This window comes from Robertkochia marina, from assembly GCF_004799345.1.
GTDB lineage: Bacteria > Bacteroidota > Bacteroidia > Flavobacteriales > Flavobacteriaceae > Robertkochia > Robertkochia marina.
The window spans coordinates 394,433-412,010 of the sequence record NZ_SSMC01000003.1; the positions used below are offsets into that span (position 1 = coordinate 394,433).

Annotated in this window: 18 protein-coding genes; 5 read left to right on the forward strand and 13 right to left on the reverse strand. The window is 45.2% G+C overall.

Annotation, left to right across the window (positions count from 1 at the left end):
• The first annotated feature begins 79 nt into the window (after positions 1–79).
• Genes E7Z59_RS12365 through E7Z59_RS12385 form a run of 5 tightly spaced genes read left to right on the forward strand, consistent with a single transcriptional unit; the run spans position 80 to position 4,886 of the window.
• Positions 80–373, forward strand: a complete 294-nt coding sequence (locus E7Z59_RS12365) for a hypothetical protein (RefSeq protein WP_136336653.1) — start codon at positions 80–82, stop codon at positions 371–373.
• The gene (gene mutL / locus E7Z59_RS12370) at positions 373–2,241 is read left to right on the forward strand and encodes a DNA mismatch repair endonuclease MutL (RefSeq protein WP_136336654.1); all 1,869 of its coding nucleotides are present in this window, start codon (positions 373–375) and stop codon (positions 2,239–2,241) included. Before E7Z59_RS12365 ends, mutL begins: the two co-directional genes overlap by 1 nt.
• Positions 2,242–2,994: a rhomboid family intramembrane serine protease gene (locus tag E7Z59_RS12375; RefSeq protein ID WP_136336655.1), complete on the forward strand. Its 753-nt coding sequence runs from the start codon at positions 2,242–2,244 to the stop codon at positions 2,992–2,994.
• A complete protein-coding gene (locus E7Z59_RS12380; protein ID WP_136336656.1) occupies positions 2,994–3,860 on the forward strand; it encodes a rhomboid family protein in 867 nt (288 codons plus the stop codon). The genes E7Z59_RS12375 and E7Z59_RS12380 overlap by 1 nt, the downstream gene beginning before the upstream one ends.
• A gap of 9 nt (positions 3,861–3,869) precedes the next feature.
• On the forward strand, positions 3,870–4,886 hold the full coding sequence (locus E7Z59_RS12385) for an endonuclease/exonuclease/phosphatase family protein (protein WP_136336657.1): 1,017 nt from the start codon (positions 3,870–3,872) through the stop codon (positions 4,884–4,886).
• Here the strand turns inward: E7Z59_RS12385 and E7Z59_RS12390 are convergent.
• The 13 genes from E7Z59_RS12390 to E7Z59_RS12450 form a co-directional block, all read right to left on the reverse strand.
• On the reverse strand, positions 4,872–5,195 hold the full coding sequence (locus tag E7Z59_RS12390; RefSeq protein WP_317130472.1) for a DUF6122 family protein: 324 nt from the start codon (positions 5,193–5,195) through the stop codon (positions 4,872–4,874). The two genes, E7Z59_RS12385 and E7Z59_RS12390, sit on opposite strands and share 15 nt — an antisense overlap.
• Positions 5,195–5,812, reverse strand: coding sequence for a WbqC family protein (locus tag E7Z59_RS12395; protein WP_136336658.1), 618 nt, complete (start codon positions 5,810–5,812; stop codon positions 5,195–5,197). The genes E7Z59_RS12390 and E7Z59_RS12395 overlap by 1 nt, the downstream gene beginning before the upstream one ends.
• 10 nt (positions 5,813–5,822) lie before the next feature.
• Entirely contained in the window at positions 5,823–7,532 is a 1,710-nt protein-coding gene (lepB, locus tag E7Z59_RS12400) for a signal peptidase I (RefSeq protein ID WP_136336659.1), read from the reverse strand.
• A gap of 108 nt (positions 7,533–7,640) precedes the next feature.
• Entirely contained in the window at positions 7,641–8,336 is a 696-nt protein-coding gene (gene dapB / locus E7Z59_RS12405) for a 4-hydroxy-tetrahydrodipicolinate reductase (RefSeq protein WP_136336660.1), read from the reverse strand.
• Positions 8,337–8,369: 33 nt separating this feature from the next.
• The gene (locus E7Z59_RS12410; RefSeq protein ID WP_242015622.1) at positions 8,370–9,035 is read right to left on the reverse strand and encodes a DUF5683 domain-containing protein; all 666 of its coding nucleotides are present in this window, start codon (positions 9,033–9,035) and stop codon (positions 8,370–8,372) included.
• 5 nt (positions 9,036–9,040) lie between these two features.
• The gene (locus tag E7Z59_RS12415) at positions 9,041–9,943 is read right to left on the reverse strand and encodes a ParB/RepB/Spo0J family partition protein (RefSeq protein WP_136336661.1); all 903 of its coding nucleotides are present in this window, start codon (positions 9,941–9,943) and stop codon (positions 9,041–9,043) included.
• 3 nt (positions 9,944–9,946) lie between these two features.
• The gene (locus E7Z59_RS12420) at positions 9,947–10,720 is read right to left on the reverse strand and encodes a ParA family protein (RefSeq protein WP_136336662.1); all 774 of its coding nucleotides are present in this window, start codon (positions 10,718–10,720) and stop codon (positions 9,947–9,949) included.
• A gap of 207 nt (positions 10,721–10,927) precedes the next feature.
• The gene (locus tag E7Z59_RS12425) at positions 10,928–11,809 is read right to left on the reverse strand and encodes an SDR family oxidoreductase (protein ID WP_136336663.1); all 882 of its coding nucleotides are present in this window, start codon (positions 11,807–11,809) and stop codon (positions 10,928–10,930) included.
• Positions 11,810–11,834: 25 nt separating this feature from the next.
• Positions 11,835–13,961 (reverse strand): methylmalonyl-CoA mutase, encoded by a 2,127-nt coding sequence (scpA, locus tag E7Z59_RS12430; RefSeq protein ID WP_136336664.1) that lies wholly within the window; start codon positions 13,959–13,961, stop codon positions 11,835–11,837.
• A gap of 3 nt (positions 13,962–13,964) precedes the next feature.
• Positions 13,965–15,368 (reverse strand): methylmalonyl-CoA mutase subunit beta, encoded by a 1,404-nt coding sequence (locus E7Z59_RS12435; RefSeq protein ID WP_136336665.1) that lies wholly within the window; start codon positions 15,366–15,368, stop codon positions 13,965–13,967.
• A complete protein-coding gene (locus E7Z59_RS12440; protein ID WP_136336666.1) occupies positions 15,361–15,696 on the reverse strand; it encodes an FtsB family cell division protein in 336 nt (111 codons plus the stop codon). Before E7Z59_RS12440 ends, E7Z59_RS12435 begins: the two co-directional genes overlap by 8 nt.
• Complete coding sequence (gene udk / locus E7Z59_RS12445) at positions 15,697–16,305, reverse strand: uridine kinase (RefSeq protein ID WP_136336667.1); 609 nt, start codon at positions 16,303–16,305, stop codon at positions 15,697–15,699. It lies immediately after the preceding gene.
• Between the two features lie 135 nt (positions 16,306–16,440).
• Positions 16,441–17,574 (reverse strand): PQQ-dependent sugar dehydrogenase, encoded by a 1,134-nt coding sequence (locus tag E7Z59_RS12450; RefSeq protein ID WP_136336668.1) that lies wholly within the window; start codon positions 17,572–17,574, stop codon positions 16,441–16,443.
• Positions 17,575–17,578: the final 4 nt, after the last annotated feature.

Here is a 17,578-nt window from a genome sequence, read left to right on the forward strand (position 1 = left end):
TCGTGTATCCCTTGTGTTACTTAACAATTTTTAGGAGTTACCCGATGGCATTGTATTGCATTTTAAGTAAATTTGAGACATGAAGCTCCCATCCCTTTTTAAACAACGAGGTAATAAGACGTATAGTTATACGCCCCGGTATTACGATGAACGCAAAGAGCGTTTGGAAGAACTTAAAAGAAGTAAGGAGGCCCGGTCTGATGAGGATTATTTCAAAGGGTATCGCAGAAAGAGCTTCAGAGATGACTGGAAATCACAGCGTAAGGCATCTGCCTCTATCAATACAAGAGTACGGTTCTTTGTGATCCTTGTCTTCCTTTTTATGTTCGCCTATGTGGCGCTCAGATCTATTAACCTAGACAAACTATTTTAATGGCAGACATCATTCAGCTTTTACCGGACCATGTTGCAAATCAGATCGCAGCGGGTGAGGTGGTACAGCGACCTGCTTCTGTGGTGAAAGAACTTCTGGAAAATGCCATAGATGCCGGCTCCACACATATACAGCTTATCGTTAAAGAGGCCGGTAAAACACTAGTCCAGGTTGTTGATGACGGGAAGGGTATGAGCGAGACCGATGCCCGTTTATCATTTTCAAGACATGCCACCTCCAAGATACGATCGGCAGAAGATCTCTTTCGGCTCGATACCAAAGGGTTTCGGGGAGAGGCCCTGGCCTCTATAGCGGCTATTGCTCACGTGGAGATGAACACGAGCGATAATGATGATATGATCGGGACCAGTATCCGCATAGAAGGAGGTAAGTTGATCTCACAAGAGGCAACGGCATGTGCCCGTGGTACCTCGATGCTGGTAAAGAACCTTTTCTTTAATATTCCCGCAAGACGTAATTTTCTGAAGTCTAATGCGGTGGAATTGCGTCATATTATTGATGAGTTTCAGCGAGTAGCCCTCGCTCACCCTGATATTGCCTTCGATCTTTTTAACAACGGGAATGAACTCTTCAAGCTTCCTGCTGCAAATATCAGGCAGCGTATTGTTCATATTTTCGGGAATAAGACCAATGAGCGTCTTGTACCCGTACAGGAAGAGACCGAAGTGGTAGCTATCAGTGGTTTTGTGCTCAAGCCGGAATATGCCAAGAAAACCCGTGGTGAGCAGTTCTTTTTTGTAAACAATCGTTTTATAAAAAGCCCATATTTACATCACGCGATCGGGGCTGCCTTTGAAGGATTGATCAAAGAGCAAAACCATCCGGGCTATTTTATTTTCCTCGACGTAGACCCGGGTAGTATAGATATCAATATTCATCCAACTAAGACAGAGATCAAGTTCGATGACGAACATACTATATATGCCATTATCAGATCTGCCGTAAAGCATAGTCTCGGGCAGTTCAATGTGGCACCTATTCTGGACTTTGACAGGGATGCCAACTTAGATACGCCTTATGATTACAACAAGGCGGTCTCTGCCAAGATGCCTACCATTGAAGTTGACAGCTCCTTTAATCCATTCAGAGAAGAAACACCGGTCTCCGGTGGTCAGACATCAGAAAGAAAGACAACGCATTTCGGAGGGTCTTTCCAAAGCAAGTCGAATAACGCTTCCTGGGAGAATCTTTATGTAGGCCTGGAAGAGAAAGAAGAGTTTAGCTCTATAGAACTTGAATCGGAAGAGGTTACGGGTTCGCTTTTCGATGATGAATCAACAGCAACAGAATCCCCTACCTATCAACTGCATAAAAAGTATATTGTAACCACCATAAAGTCAGGTTTGGTGATTATAGATCAGCGCAGGGCACATCAACGAGTACTCTATGAGGAATTTCTCAAGAATATCACCGTTCAAAGAGGTCTCAGCCAACAGTTATTGTTTCCATTGAAAATGAACCTGAGTCCAACAGAAATGAGTCTGCTCATGGAGTTGAAGCAAAGCCTGGAGAGTACCGGGTTTGTATTTTCTTCCACCGAGGGAGAGGCAGTAGAGATCACGGGTATTCCGGTAAATGTATCTGAAAGTGAAACCACCATCGTTCTCGATCAGTTATTATCAGATCTTCAGAACGATCTGCCGGAAAGAGGTTTTTCACAAGCCGATATGGTTGCGCGCATGCTATGCAAGAGTCTGGCGGTTCGATCGGGAGAACACCTTAATCAAACCTCCCAACAGGCACTGGTGAATAATCTCTTTGCCACCAAACAACCCGACATATCACCTTTTAATAAACCTACATTTATCACCCTGACGGTAGATGAGATCGATAAACGCTTTTTGTAAATGAGAAGAGTAACAGATGCGATCAAGCACTTGCTGATCATTAATATTTTGTTCTTTGTGGCTGCTCAGCTATTGAACGATGAGTTTTATTATGCCATGGCGCTCTGGTTTCCTGAAAATGACAATTTCGGAATCTGGCAATTCGTGACCCATATGTTCATGCATGATAAGAGCTCGATCTTTCATATTCTTTTCAATATGTATGCCCTGTGGGCCTTTGGTTCTCCCCTGGAACAAATGTGGGGCCGTAATAAGTTTCTGTTCTTCTATTTCTCGGCAGGTATAGGAGCCGCCCTGATCCATACGCTGGTTAATTATTACCAGTTCAGAGAAGGCTACCAGGCCATGATAGGGGCGGGGTATACGCCGGATCGTATCGCAGAACTGTTACCTACCATTCCGCCGGGGCAGTATCTCCAGGTAGAAGGTATATCGAATAAGGTGATGCAGAATTTCGCCATGTCGTATAATATACCTGCGGTAGGAGCTTCGGGTGCTGTATATGGAATATTGGTTGCTTTCGGAATGATGTTTCCGAATGCCGAACTTATGTTGATCTTCCTCCCGGTTCCTATAAAAGCAAAATATTTTATTCCTATATTAATAGCTCTGGACCTTTTTTCGGGTGTTACGGGAATGTCTATCTTCGGTTCCGGTATAGCGCATTTTGCCCACGTGGGCGGTGCCTTGTTCGGATTTATTATGATGTGGTACTGGAAACGAAATCAGTTTAAAAATAATCGTTGGGATTAATGAGCGTAACTAAAGATCTGCAATACAAATTTTCACGACTCAACATTGCTGAGAAGTTAATTGTGATCAATGTGGTCATCTATATTGTGAACACATTGCTGGCATTCTTATTTGGACTGGATTACGGTTTTCTGATGCGTTGGTTTGAACTGCCTAAGGCATTCGGCGATTTTATTGTGCAGCCCTGGTCTGTTGTTACCTACTCCTTTTTTCACGGCGGGATCTGGCATGTTTTCTGGAATATGCTGTTGCTTTATTTTTCAGGACGTATTTTTCTGAACCTGTTCAGTGCTAAAACCTTTATCAATGTTTATTTCCTGGGAGCCATAGCCGGAGGTCTGGTGTTCTTGCTCAGTTATAATGTTTTTCCTGTTTTCTCAGGCATCAACACTTCCCTGATAGGTGCCTCGGCAGCGGTTATGGCGGTTTTACTCTTTGTGTGTACCTATCTGCCCAACCAGGAGGTACGTGTCATATTTTTTAATGTGAAGCTTTGGTATATCGGTGTTTTTGTGGTACTGTTAGACCTCATACAGCTGCCCATGGGCAATAGCGGAGGGCACCTGGCCCACCTTGGCGGTGAACTTTTAGGCTTTCTCTATGCGAAGAAATTAATGGACGGGAAAGACATAGGAGAGGGCTTTGGTAACCTCATAGACCGGTTGGGAAGCTCTTTTTCAAGGCGAAAAAGGAGTAACCTGAAAACGGTTCACAGAAGCAAGAGAATGAACCGCGATGATAAGCCAAGTAAACAAGAGTACCAAAAACATATTGACGCCATACTTGATAAGATCAGCAAAAGCGGCTATGAAAGTCTTACCAAAGAAGAGAAGGATTTTCTCTTTAAAGCAGGTAAGGAAGATTAATCCTACTTCATGAAAAAACTCAGCTGGTTACAAAAGGGAGTTTACCTTTTAAACATAGTGTTCGCCCTGGCCCTTGCCTTCGGTATGCTTATTCCCTATATCCCAATGGAGATATCTCCCAGGCTATCTATTTTCAGTCTCGGCGTTCCGGCCCTGGTGGTGGTTAACCTGCTGTTTGTGCTCTATTGGCTGATACGGTTTAAACGACAATGGTGGTTGTCTTTTTTAGTCATGCTTATCGGATACTCCAGTGTTTTATCCCTGTATAAATTTGGCGGAACCACTACGGTGATCACCTCATCTGCTGTAAAGGTGATGACCTATAATGTGAGGATCTTCAATAAATACGGCTGGATACCTCAAGACGGTATCAAAGAGGGGATTCTTGAGATGGTGCGTGATGAAGATCCGGATGTATTGTGTTTCCAGGAATTTCACCGGGATGAGGAAGGAAGTTTTTCGCAGTATCCTTACCGGTATGCTGAATATAAAGGAGGACAAACAGGTCAGGTGATCTTTTCGAGGTACCCCATCGTAGAGAAGGGTTCGCTTGATTTTCCGGATTCAGGAAATAATGCCATTTATGCCGATATTCAATTGAGAGATGAGGTGGTGAGGGTGTATAATCTCCATCTGCAATCATTTATGATCAACCCTGAAAAGGAAGAGATCTCTCAGGAAAACTCAAACCGGATCGCAAAGCGCATGGGAGCGGCATTCGCCAAACAAAAAGTACAGGCAGATATATTTGAAGCCCACCGTGATGGCAGTGAACATCCTGCAATTATATGTGGTGACCTGAACAATACCCAGTTCTCTGCTATTTATAAGCAGATCCGAGGTGAGGCTACAGACACCTTTGAAGAAAAAGGTCAGGGAACCGGTAAAACCTATTATTTTAAATACTATCCCCTTCGTATCGATTTTATTTTTGCCGATGCTTCTATGGAAGTGATTTCCCATAAAAATCGTTACGAACTTTTCTCTGATCATTTTCCGATCATATCTCAATTAAAAGTCCATTAACAGGCAGTCTGCAGTGTCTGCCAGGATGTGGATAAGTAAGGCAAGGCCGGCTATTCTGGTTTGTTTTATTCCAAAAAGCAGGATGTAGAGCGCGATAAAGGGCCATTGGTGCAGGGTGTGAAAACCTATAGAGCAGCGCCCGGTGTCAAATACAGGGTTGGCCCAAAGGTGGTCAATATCCAGTATAATACCGGACAGGAGTATCAGGGCAGCTGTTTTAAATGATCTGCGATACCATATCCATGCGATAAGAGGCGGTAGAGCAAAATGGATACCGTAATGAATAAAATGACGTATCAGGTCGTTCATCAGATCTGCTGGCGTTCCAGGTAATTCAGAGTGTTTGGTCCTTCATTGAAAAGAAGGTCCAGAATGCTCAGGTTCGGAATATAACCGTGCTTTTCGCTGAATACCTGGGTGTATTCTTCAGGGATCAAATGGGCTTGTTTTTTGGCATTTGCCAGAGGGCGAAGGTCGTTATATGCTTCGGGATTTTTTTCGTATTCAGAGGTAAATTCAAAAGCTATGTCCAGCTGTAAAATATCCGATATCAGAGCTGCTGACTCCAGGTTCATGTCATAAAGAGACTCATGCTTTTTGTGAAAAAAGGGGGCAATCTCATCCTCATAGAACTCGAAAAAGGGAGAGGTGCGATAGGAGGTTTGAATACTTTTCCAGTGCTGTTTCTTCCAGTCAAAATTATCTTCTATGATAACCGCCTTGTATTTTTGATGTCCTTCTGCGCCCCCCAGGTGTTTTACAGGAACTGACAGCATTTGTATACCGTTGGCACTGTAGATGTACATCCTGTTCCTGTAGGTTTGCTTTTGATAATTGTCTTCTTTTTCAAAAATAAAAGCGCCCTGTGCCATTATTGCAAAATGGCTAATGTTAGGAAAGTATGTTGGATGCAGCAACGACTTCATTGATCAGGCCTTATGTAGTTTTCTGTTTCTTTCTCTTGTTAAACTGCGACCAGCCAAAGTAAATGGCCAGTGCACCCAAAAAGTAGATCAGGTAGGATTGGGGTTTGCCTTCTCCACCAACAGTGGTGAACACGCGATCCCAGCGAACTTCCCAGTTCTTGAATCCCTGGGTAAAGTTCTCTATACTGAACCAGATAAAGACCGGTTTCCCAACAATGTGGTCGTAAGGTACAAAGCCCCAGTAACGACTGTCTTCAGAGCGATGCCTGTTGTCTCCCATCATCCAGTAATAGTCCTGGTTGAATGTGTAGGAGTCGGTAACCTCGCCATTGATGATCACCTGGCTTCCCTGTACATCCAGGGTATTGCCTTCGTATTCTCGAATGATCTTTTTGTACAAAGGCAGGTTTTGGGTGGTAAGCTTGATGGTTTTACCTTTCTCAGGCATATAAATTGGCCCCATATTGTCGAGATTCCAGGTATATGCGGCATCGTTTGGGAAGAAGGATTCACTTACTACTTCCTTAGGCATTACATACCGAATAACACTGTCAATGCCCGGTGTAGCTCTCAACTTTTCAGCACCTTCCAGGGTCAATGTAGCTTCCCTTTGGAAATTGGCGATCTCTTTAAGGCCCAGGCGGAAATTGCGAACCACATCAATAGGGATGCCGTTCTTACCTGTCTGTAAATACCATCCGCCTTGTTGATCTCTTTCCGGTTGGGTAACCAGGTAAGGGTAAACGGCATTCAGCTGTTGCTGATTCAGGTTTTCGGCTATATAGATACGATTGAGTTCTCTTGCTCCTGCATCCATAAGGGCTTTTGAGGTTACGCCCTTAGAAGAGGTAACCCTGTAGGAGTACTGGGTCTTAGCACGGTCAGGAAGATTGGTCTTTTCTCCGTTTATATAAACGAACCCATCTCTGATCTCCAGGGTGTCTCCCGCAATGGCAACACACCTTTTAACGTAATTGGATTTTTTGTCGATGGGCTTTCGGATGCGCTTATTGGTCTTTACAAAAAATTGCTCTACGGTATCTGCCGGCCAGCTGAAAACAACAATATCGTTGCGTTTTACGTCCTGGAAACCGGGAAGTCTGAAATAGGGGAGTTGTGGCTTTTTAAGGTACGACTTGGTTTTGGCTACGGGCAGGGTGTCATGCACCATAGGAAAGGCAACCGTTGTCATAGGTGTACGAGCGCCGTAGTGAAATTTTGATACAAAAAGAAAGTCACCCACCAGGAGGGTTTGCTCCAGAGATGAGGTAGGTATTACATAGGGTTGAATAAAATAGGTATGCACCAGGGTTGCTGCAACCACAGCGAACAATATAGAGCTCACCCACTCACCCAAGGCAGTTCTCGGCTGTAAAGAACGGTCTTCGATGTAATTTACATCCAGGGAGTAATTTACATAGTAAATATAAAACCCGAGGGTGGCCAGAACTAATAGCGTGTCTGCGGAGCTGTTACGGCCAAAGCTTCTAATGGTTTCTACCCAAACAACGGGGATCATAATGAGGTTGATGATGGGTAGGAATAACAGGATGACCCACCACCACGGTCTGCGAATGATCTTCATCAGAACAACGGCATTGTAAACCGGTATGATCGCTTCCCATGCTTGTCGGCCTGCTTTCTTGTACAATTTCCAGGTACCCAGGAAATGGATCACCTGAATAAGGAAGAAAACTATAAGCCACTGTATTGCTGTCATCGTAAGTTGTTTAGGTATTATGCCGAGCTAGCCGGCATTCGGTTATGTTCGGTAAAAATAAATGTTTTCTTTTAATGGGAAGCCGAAGAGGCTTTCCCTAACAGAATTTTATAAGTTCAGCACATCTTTCATGCTGAAGACTCCTTCTTTATCCTTCAGCCACTCTGCGGCGATAACTGCCCCCAGCCCAAATCCTTCCCGGTTGTGAGCAGTATGGGTAATATCGATACGGTCTACCTGGCTTTCCCAGGTAATGGTATGTGTGCCCGGCACCTCGCCTGTTCGTTTAGAGGTAATGGAGACTTCATTTTCTTTAGACTCTCCGAGTTTCCAGGAGGAATAAGCACTGTTTTCAATAATACCTTCGGCCAGTGTTATGGCAGTTCCGCTGGGCGCATCTAATTTGTGAATATGGTGAATCTCTTCCATACGTGCTTCGTAGGAAGGGGTTGATGCCATCATAGCGGCCAGCTTTTTGTTCAGTTCAAAGAAGAGGTTCACCCCCAGGCTAAAGTTGGAGGCGTAAATGAATGCGCCTTTATTCTTTTTACAGGCCTCAATGGCATCCGAATATTTTTCCAGCCAGCCGGTAGTGCCTGAAACCACCGGAGTATTGTTTTCAAAGCAATGGGTAATATTGGAAAAGGCGGCCTCAGGAATACTGAAATCGATGGCAACATCAGCTCCGTTGAGCTCCGGGTTGTCGTCTTTGCCTATTCGGGCCACTATTTCATGTCCTCGTTTTGTAGCAATGCCCTCGATCATTTTCCCCATTTTACCGTATCCAAAAAGTGCGATCTTCATAGTCAATTTATTTTTTGCTCATCATGGCCCTGTTCAGAAGGTGAAATTTAAGGTGAGTCCGAAATTGGTGTTGAAAGTGGTTTGGTCTTGCTCGATATAAGGTTTAAAGCTGAGGTCTTCGTTCACGTTGTATTGTTTCAGGTGGGCTTCTACGTTGGCATCAATAATATTTAAAGCATACAAGCCAACCGTAATGAGCAGAGACAGGTCTCTGTTTCTCTGGTAGAACTCCTGGGCGTTTCTCAAGGCTTCATCACTCACATCAGGACTTCCGGGTATGATGCCGCTGTTATTGATGTCGTAGAACTCATCGTTTTGAAAACCTGCCAACCTGCTTTTGTAGGCATCCCGGTAACGATTGTATTCATTGGTGTTATTTATGTAAAAGTACATACCGGTTCCGATAGCTCCATAAACCAGGGGTACTTTCCAGTAACTTCTGTTGTAGATCTGTCCGAGACCCGGTAAGATGGCAGAATAGAATGCAGCCTTTGCCGGAGCCAGTGGATTGATCTCCCGGTTCAGACGAATGCTGTCTTTGCGTTGTTTGCGAACTGCTTTACGCTGCTGTCTTTTAGAAAGGGTGTCAGTAACAACTTGTTCTGAAGGCGTGACAGAAGGAGTCTCCTGTGCCGAGCATACCAATGTGCCTGTGCAATACAAGAAAAGACAGGTGAGAAAAACCGTTAAATTTTTCAAACGCACTACTTAAGGAGTTTGGCAAGACGTAAAAAGTCTTCCTTCGAATGAAATGGGATAATGAGTTTTCCCTTCCCGTTTTTGGCAACTTTTACGTCTACTTTAGACGATAAATATTCTGTTAGGCCTTCCAGGTTGTTTGAGACGTATTCGGGAACTTCGGGGGTGGCAGCCGGTTTTTTGCTATCCCCGGTTTCTTTCTTAAGTTGATAATCTCTTACCAGCTTTTCGGTTTCTCTAACCGATAGTGAATTCGAGATGATCTTTTCGTAGATCTGTATCTGATCTTGTTTGTCTTCGATATTGATCAATGCCCGGCCATGTCCCATACTCACAAAACCATCTCGCATACCCGTTTGAATAATAGGGTCAAGTTTAAGTAGTCTGAGGTAATTGGTAATGGTAGAACGCTTTTTACCAACACGGTCACTCAGCTTTTCCTGGGTGATCTCGATCTCGTCGAGTAAACGTTGGTAAGAAAGAGCCACTTCAATAGGGTCCAGATCCTGACGTTGAATGTTCTCCACTAACGCCATTTCCAGCGACTCCTGGTCGTTTGCGATCCTGATATAGGCAGGAACGGTCTTTAACCCGGCGATCTTAGATGCGCGAAGTCGACGCTCCCCCGATACCAGCTGGTATTTATTAAAGTCGATCTTACGAACGGTAATAGGCTGTATAACCCCAAGTTCCTTAATAGAAACGGCAAGCTCCTGCAGGGTCTCTTCGTTGAAGTTTGTACGTGGCTGAAAAGGGTTTACCTCAATGGTGTCCAATTCCAGTTCTACGATGTTTCCAACTACCTGATCGGCATTCTTATCTTCCGCCGATTGAATATCATTTTCCGGGTCCTTTAAAAGGGCCGAAAGTCCTCTTCCTAAAGCTTGTTTCTTGGTTGCCTTTGCCATGAATTATACCGCTTGCTTGTTCTTCTCAATTATTTCGTGGGCCAAATTTAGATAATTTGTAGCTCCTTTACTGGTCGCATCGTAATTTATTATGGTTTCCCCATAACTCGGTGCTTCACTCAAACGAACGTTTCTCTGAATGATGGTGTTGAATACCATATCGCTGAAGTGCTTTTGAACTTCTTCGACCACCTGATTCGATAAACGCAGGCGGGAATCGTACATGGTTAGCAGCATTCCTTCGATGTCGAGATTTGGATTGTGGATCTTTTGAACACTCTTAATAGTGTTGAGCAGTTTTCCGAGTCCTTCAAGAGCAAAGTATTCGCACTGAATAGGAATGATAACCGAATCAGACGCCGTAAGGGCATTCAGGGTTAACAATCCTAATGATGGCGCACAGTCAATAAGAATATAGTCGTAATTGTCTCTGACCTCAGCAATGGCTTTTCTGAGCATATACTCTCGTTCATCCTGGTCTACAAGTTCGATCTCAATAGCCACCAGGTCAATATGTGCCGGGATCAGGTCTACATTTGGTGATTCTGTTTTAATAATGGTGTCGGCTACAGGCAAGGAGTGCTCGAGTACCTGATAAGATCCGTGTTCTACGGCCTCTACATCAATCCCGAGTCCGGAGGTGGCATTCGCCTGAGGATCTGCATCAATAAGCAGCACCTTCTTTTCAAGAACTCCAAGCGAAGCTGCGAGGTTAACCGAGGTGGTGGTTTTACCCACGCCCCCCTTCTGATTTGCGACAGCAATAATTTTACCCATAACAATAAATAGATATTACCTCGTAAAAATACGATTATTTGTCAGTATTAAAAATGAATTTTTTTAACAACGGGCCTCTCTTTGCCGGTAACTGAAAGGGATGTGAAACCTATCCCTCTGAGCCCTATTGGGTTGCCAAACAAGGCGATTTAAAAGGGATAGGTGTTGTTAATAACTTAATCAGGACGGTTATACACAGAAAGGGGTTTATTTCCCTTTTTTAGCCCTGATCATGGCCTCCAGCATGTCCCACATTTCTTCAGGGATAGCCTCCAGCAGGTTGAATTGTCCGGCACCTTTCAGCCACTCACCGCCGTCTATGGTAATGACCTCTCCATTGAGATAGGCACTGAAGTCTGATACCAGGTAGGCCGCCAGGTTAGCCAGCTCCTGATGATCTCCTACCCGCTTGAGGGGTACTTTTTTGGCCAGATCGAATTTTTCTTTGAGTTCGCCCGGTAAGAGTCGGTCCCAGGCTCCTTTGGTAGGGAAAGGTCCGGGGGCAATTGCATTGAATCGCATCCCGTATTTTGCCCATTCAACGGCAAGGCTCCTTGTCATGGCCAGAACACCGGCTTTGGCGGTAGCGGAAGGAACCACATAGGCTGAGCCTGTCCAGGCATAGGTGGTAACAATATTGAGTACACTTGTATTTTTCTGCCCCGTGTCTATCCAGTGTTTTCCGAAGGCCAGAGTACAGTTCTTGGTTCCTTTCAGTACAATATCAATAATGGTGTCAAAGGCATTGGCAGAAAGTCGTTCGGTGGGAGAGATGAAGTTTCCGGCAGCGTTGTTGAGCAATACGTCTACCTGTCCGAATTTCTCAATAACGCGGTCACGCATGGCTTCTACCTGGTCATAATGACGTACATCGCATTGCACGGCAAAACATTCTCCTCCGGTTTCTTCGGTAAGTTCAGCGGCGGTTTTTTCCAGCTTCTCCAAACTTCTTGAGGTGATGGCTACCCGGGCCCCCAGTTCCAGGAAATAACGGGTCATGGATTTTCCAAGTCCGCTACCACCCCCGGTAACCACTATGGTTTTGCCCTTTAAGGCGTCATCTCTTAACATTTTTTCTTTAAGGTTCATATCAGGTTGTTTTGTTTGTTAATGTTTATTCCTCTTCCAGGAGGATATCCAGAATTTTAATGGCCGTATCGCTGATCTTTGTGCCTGGCCCGAAAACGGCGGTGGCTCCTGAATTAAAAAGATCCTCATAGTCTTGTCGGGGGATAACCCCTCCAACTATGACCATGATATCTTCGCGCCCGTATTCTTTCAGGGCTTTGACTACCCGGGGTACCAGTGTCTTATGACCGCCGGCAAGTGATGAAACCCCCAATATGTGTACGTCGTTCTCAACGGCCTGACGCGCAGCTTCTTCAGGCGTTTGAAAAAGCGGACCTATATCTACGTCAAAACCTACATCGGCATAGCCTGTTGCTACCACCTTGGCACCTCTGTCGTGGCCGTCCTGTCCCATTTTTGCGATCATGATCCTCGGGCGTCTGCCTTCACTTTCTTCAAATCTTGCGGCCATCTCCCGGGCCTTTTGGAAATTAGTGTCGTCTTTCACTTCTTTTGAATAAACCCCGCTAAAGGATTGAATTTTTGCTTTGTATCGTCCGTACACCTTCTCCAGGGCATAGGAGATCTCTCCCAGTGTGGCCCTGTTTCTGGCAGCTTCCACAGCCAGCGCCAGGAGGTTTTCAGTACCGTCTTTTGCTGCCTGAGTGAGTTTTTCCAGACTTTCTTCCACCTTCCCGTTGTTTCTGGTTGCCTTGATCTGTTCGAGGCGTTCAAGCTGTTGTTTTCTTACCTGTTCGTTATCTACTTCAAGAATTTCCAGCGGATCTTCATTTTCAAGGGTGTACTTGTTTACCCCTACAATAATGTCTTTTCCGCTGTCTATTCGGGCCTGTTTTCTTGCAGCCGCTTCCTCGATCCTCATTTTTGGAATTCCGGCTTCAATGGCCTTGGTCATTCCTCCGAGCTCTTCAACCTCCTGTATCAGTTCCCAGGCTTTGTTGGCGATCTCATGGGTGAGGCGCTCTACGTAATAACTTCCGGCCCACGGGTCGGTGGTACGTGTTATCATGGTTTCTTCCTGAAGGTATAGCTGTGTGTTTCGTGCGATCCTTGCAGAAAAATCTGTGGGCAGGGCAATAGCCTCATCCAGTGCATTGGTATGCAGCGATTGTGTACCGCCGAAAGCTGCGGCGGCAGCTTCAATACAAGTCCGGGCAACGTTGTTAAAGGGGTCTTGTTCGGTGAGACTCCAGCCACTGGTCTGACAATGGGTTCTTAGTGCAAGCGATTTCGGGTTTTTAGGCTTGAATTGCTTGACCAATTTAGCCCAAAGCATTCTTCCTGCCCGCATCTTGGCGATCTCCATAAAATGATTCATTCCTATGGCCCAAAAGAAGGACAACCGCGGAGCAAAACTGTCGATGTCCATGCCGGCTTCCAGGCCGGTCTTTATGTATTCCAGGCCATCGGCCAGGGTATAGGCCAATTCAATATCGGCAGAGGCTCCGGCTTCCTGCATATGGTAGCCCGATATACTGATACTGTTGAACCGGGGCATATGCTTACTGGTGTATTCAAAAATATCTGCAATGATCTTCATAGAGGGCGTAGGAGGGTAGATGTACGTATTTCTTACCATAAACTCCTTGAGAATATCATTCTGGATGGTTCCCGACAATTGCTCCGGAGGTACTCCTTGCTCTTCTGCGGTCACTATATAAAATGCCATGATGGGCAGCACCGCCCCGTTCATGGTCATAGATACCGACATCTTATCGAGGGGGATCTGGTCAAAAAGAATTTTCATGTCCTCCACGCTGTCAATAGCCACCCCGGCCTTTCCTACATCTCCGATCACTCTTTCGTGATCTGAATCATAGCCTCTGTGGGTGGGGAGGTCAAAGGCTACCGATAATCCTTTTTGTCCGGCAGCCAGGTTACGCCGGTAAAAGGCGTTGCTCTCTTCCGCCGTAGAAAATCCGGCATATTGCCGTATGGTCCATGGCCTTCTTACATACATGGTGCTGTACGGACCCCTCAGGTAGGGGGGGATACCGGCAGCGAATTCCAGGTGATTTACATTACTCAGGTCTTCCGGCCCGTATGTTGGTTTTAATGCAATGCCTTCTGCAGTTTCAACCTTACCGTTACCGGTGTTTTTAGAAGGCTCTCCGGGTGTTATGGTGAGATCTTGAAGTTGTTTTCTGCTCATGGCTTATTCTTGTTTAAGACGTTTTTTTTCAGACTGCTCTGCAAGTCTTTTTTCAATAATGGGTTCCACCAGAGTTTTAACAGCCTCCTTTTTTAAGAAAGGATCCAGTTCGAGGTTGTTTTTCATGCTGTCTTCCGGATTGATGTATTTGTTGGTGCCCACCAGGGTGCGTTCTTCCTTTTCAAAAGCTTCCTGCTCTTCCCGGGCTGTTTCCTTGATCTTTTTCTGAATGGCCCCGTCCATAAGCTGTTGTAAATATCCGCCTCCCGCTTCGATCTGTTTAAAGATATCCAGCGCCTTTTCGGCCATTTCTGCGGTAACAGACTCTATGTAGTAACTGCCGTCGGCGGCATTGTTTACGGCCTTAAAATAACTTTCATGCTTGAGAATAAGCAGTTGATTTCTGGCTATTCTCGACCCAAAGGCGTTGTCTTTGTGATAAATACTGTCATAAGGCAGTGCGCAAACTGCATCGGCCCCGCCTATAACCGCACTCATATATTCGGTGGTGGTGCGCAGCATGTTCACATTGTAATCGTAAAGGGTTTTGTTGCGTTTCCCGGGGGTGGCCAAAATATGGGCAGCATTCGGGTTATTATAGGCCGTTGCCAGGGTTTTCCATAAAATGCGCAGCGCCCTTAGTTTCGCGATCTCGAAGAAGTAATGATGTCCTGCGCCACAGTAAAACAAGGGCGAGAGAAGAGTGGCGTCAAGCTCATTTTCTTCCATGAGATTCAGATACTCGTTTACATGGGCCATCCCATAGGCCAGCTGCTGCACAGCTGATGCTCCCGAGTTTAGGTACCTGCTCATGTTGACACCCACCTGAGATCTTACAAAATCACTTCCGGGTATGTTTTCATCGGTGAGCATTTTCAGGATCTCTGCCAGAAGTTTCATATCCTTCTTCCTGTTATAATGCCAGTTGCCTGAAGCATTCAGATCGCCAATAGGGTCAAGTAAAAGGTGGACAGGTTGTTGAAGGCTCCCGGCTGCCTTTAAAAGCTCGGTGATCTTCTCTGTAGAAAGAAAATGCATTTCAAGGTACACCGGTATACCCGGGGCATCTGTCTGACTAAATACCTTATGGAGGTCTGTAGTTTTGTTATGCAGCACAAGGTGAAGACTTTCAGCACCTTTGTCCAGTGCCAGGCGGGCCTTTTGTATAGCCTTTTCTTCGTTGGCTACATAAATGCGTTCACAAGCCGACCACGACCCGGAAGCCGTTGGTGCTGCGGTAGTTTCTGAAAGGTCATCCGGATGGTAAAAAGGTTTTATGGTAATATGTTCAGGGGTGTCGGTAAGCAGGGTTTTGTTGTAATCGGCACCCTTGAGATCAAATTGAATTTTTTGCTTCCATTCTTTGGTACTTACCCCTTCGAACATATCAAATAAATGATCAGTCATTTTGGATGGTTTTAAGGCTGTCTTCATACTCGATGATGAAGATCTCTTCATTGTCTTTTTTATAATAGTATTCCTCTCTGGCAAAACGCTCCAATTCTTTTTTGTCGCGTAAGGCTTTCAAGGCTTTTTTATCTTTCGCTATTTCCTGCTGCAGATGCTTTTTCTGGAGTTGGAGTTTCTCGATCTCATGATCCAGTTCACGATGGGTAAACCACCATGAATTCGTATCAAAGAACAACATCCAGATCACAAAGACGAGAGAAACTAATACATAGATGTTACTCCCCCAGCGAAACCATTTTTTGTTGCGTATGGTTTTCCAGTTCATTTATATGAGGCGTTCGTTAATTATGGTTCTTACAATATTTATTGCAACCGTATTGTACTTATTGTTCGGGATGATGATATCGGCATATTCCTTGGTAGGTTCAATAAATTGCTGGTGCATGGGTTTCAGGGTAGTCTGGTACCTTGAGAGTACCTCTTCCATGTCTCTTCCTCGTTCCTCGACATCTCTTTTGATCCTTCTGATCAGGCGCTCATCAGAATCGGCATGCACATAGATCTTAATGTCAAAGAGTTTTCGCAGCTCAGGATTGGTCAGGATAAGAATGCCCTCTACGATCATTACTTTTCGCGGAATGGTGATCTCGGTTTCTCCTGTCCGGTTATGGGCTTTAAAAGAATAGACGGGTTGTTGAACAGATCTTCCTGATTTTAGTGAGATCAGGTGCTCGGAGAGTAAATTGAAATCAATGGCAGAAGGATGGTCGAAATTCACCTTGACTCTTTCCTCCATAGGCAGATGGGAAAGATCGTTGTAATAAGAGTCCTGAGATATGATCCCTACCTCATTGGGAGGTAATTCATTGATGATCTGGTTAACCACAGTGGTCTTTCCACAACCTGTTCCTCCGGCAATTCCAATGATAAGCATATTCGGTTGATTTATTACAAAATTAGGGAAATGCTGTTTAAAAAACATAAACAGCATTTTCCGATCATTTCTCGCTCTGACCTCACCTTTCCACCCTCTGATGCAGGTGGAGGTATGATGGTTGAGTCAGTGTATTCAGGCTTTTGGAACGATCCTGAAAATACCGCGGCCTTCTACAGCGATATAGATATACCCATCAGGCCCTTCAATTACATTTCTGAGTCTTCCTACCCCTTCAAAAAGTTTTTCCCGCTTTTCCACCTCATCGTCAGTGATCACCAGGCGTTCGAGATATAAGAATTTAAGCGATCCGACAAGAAGACTTCCCTGCCATTCCGGATACTTATCTGAAGTTACAAAGGTCATTCCGCAAGGAGCAATAGAGGGGGTCCATTGGTACAGTGGCTGTTTCATTCCCTCTTTTTCGGTCAGGTCGGTGAAGGTGGTTCCGTCATAATTGATTCCGTAACTGATCACCGGCCATCCGTAATTAGCACCCTTTTCAATGATGTTGATCTCATCACCACCCTGTGGACCGTGTTCATGTGTCCAGATAGCTCCTGTTTCCGGATGACGCACCATGCCTTGCGGATTTCGGTGCCCGTATGAATAAATGGCTGTCTTGGCGTTTTCCATATCTACGAACGGATTGTCTGCAGGAATACGGCCATCGTCATGAAGTCTGTACACCTTTCCACCATCACGAGTCAGGTCCTGTGGGTTAACGTCCCTTGCTCCGCGTTCTCCAATACTGAAATAAAGAAAGCCTTCCCGGTCAAAAGCAATTCTGGAACCAAAGTGGCGGTTTACCGTAGTGTTGGGGGTGGCCTTGTACAGCAGTTGCCTGTCGATCAGGCTGTTTTCTGACAGCCTGGCCCGCATCAGGGCTGTGTGGCCTCCTTCGTTTTCTCCCTCCGGGGAAGAATAAGTGAAGTAGATCCAGCCATTATTTTCGTAATCCGGGTGCAGGGTAATATCGAGTAAACCACCCTGACCGCCATAAAATACCTCAGGAACATTGGCGATCTCTGTTTTTTCACCGTCCTTGAATAAGATAAGTGTCCCGTTAAGTTCGGTAATAAGCATACTCCCGTCCGGTAAGAAGGTCATGCCCCAGGGGTTGATCAGGTTGTCTACATAGATCTCGGGCTCATAACCAACAGCTTCAGGCGTGTTGACCTCTGTATCTTTTTTTTGAGCACAGGAGGTCGAGATAAACAACCCGGAGGCTACCATGATTATTTTAAAGATGTGTAAGTATTTCTTCATTTTT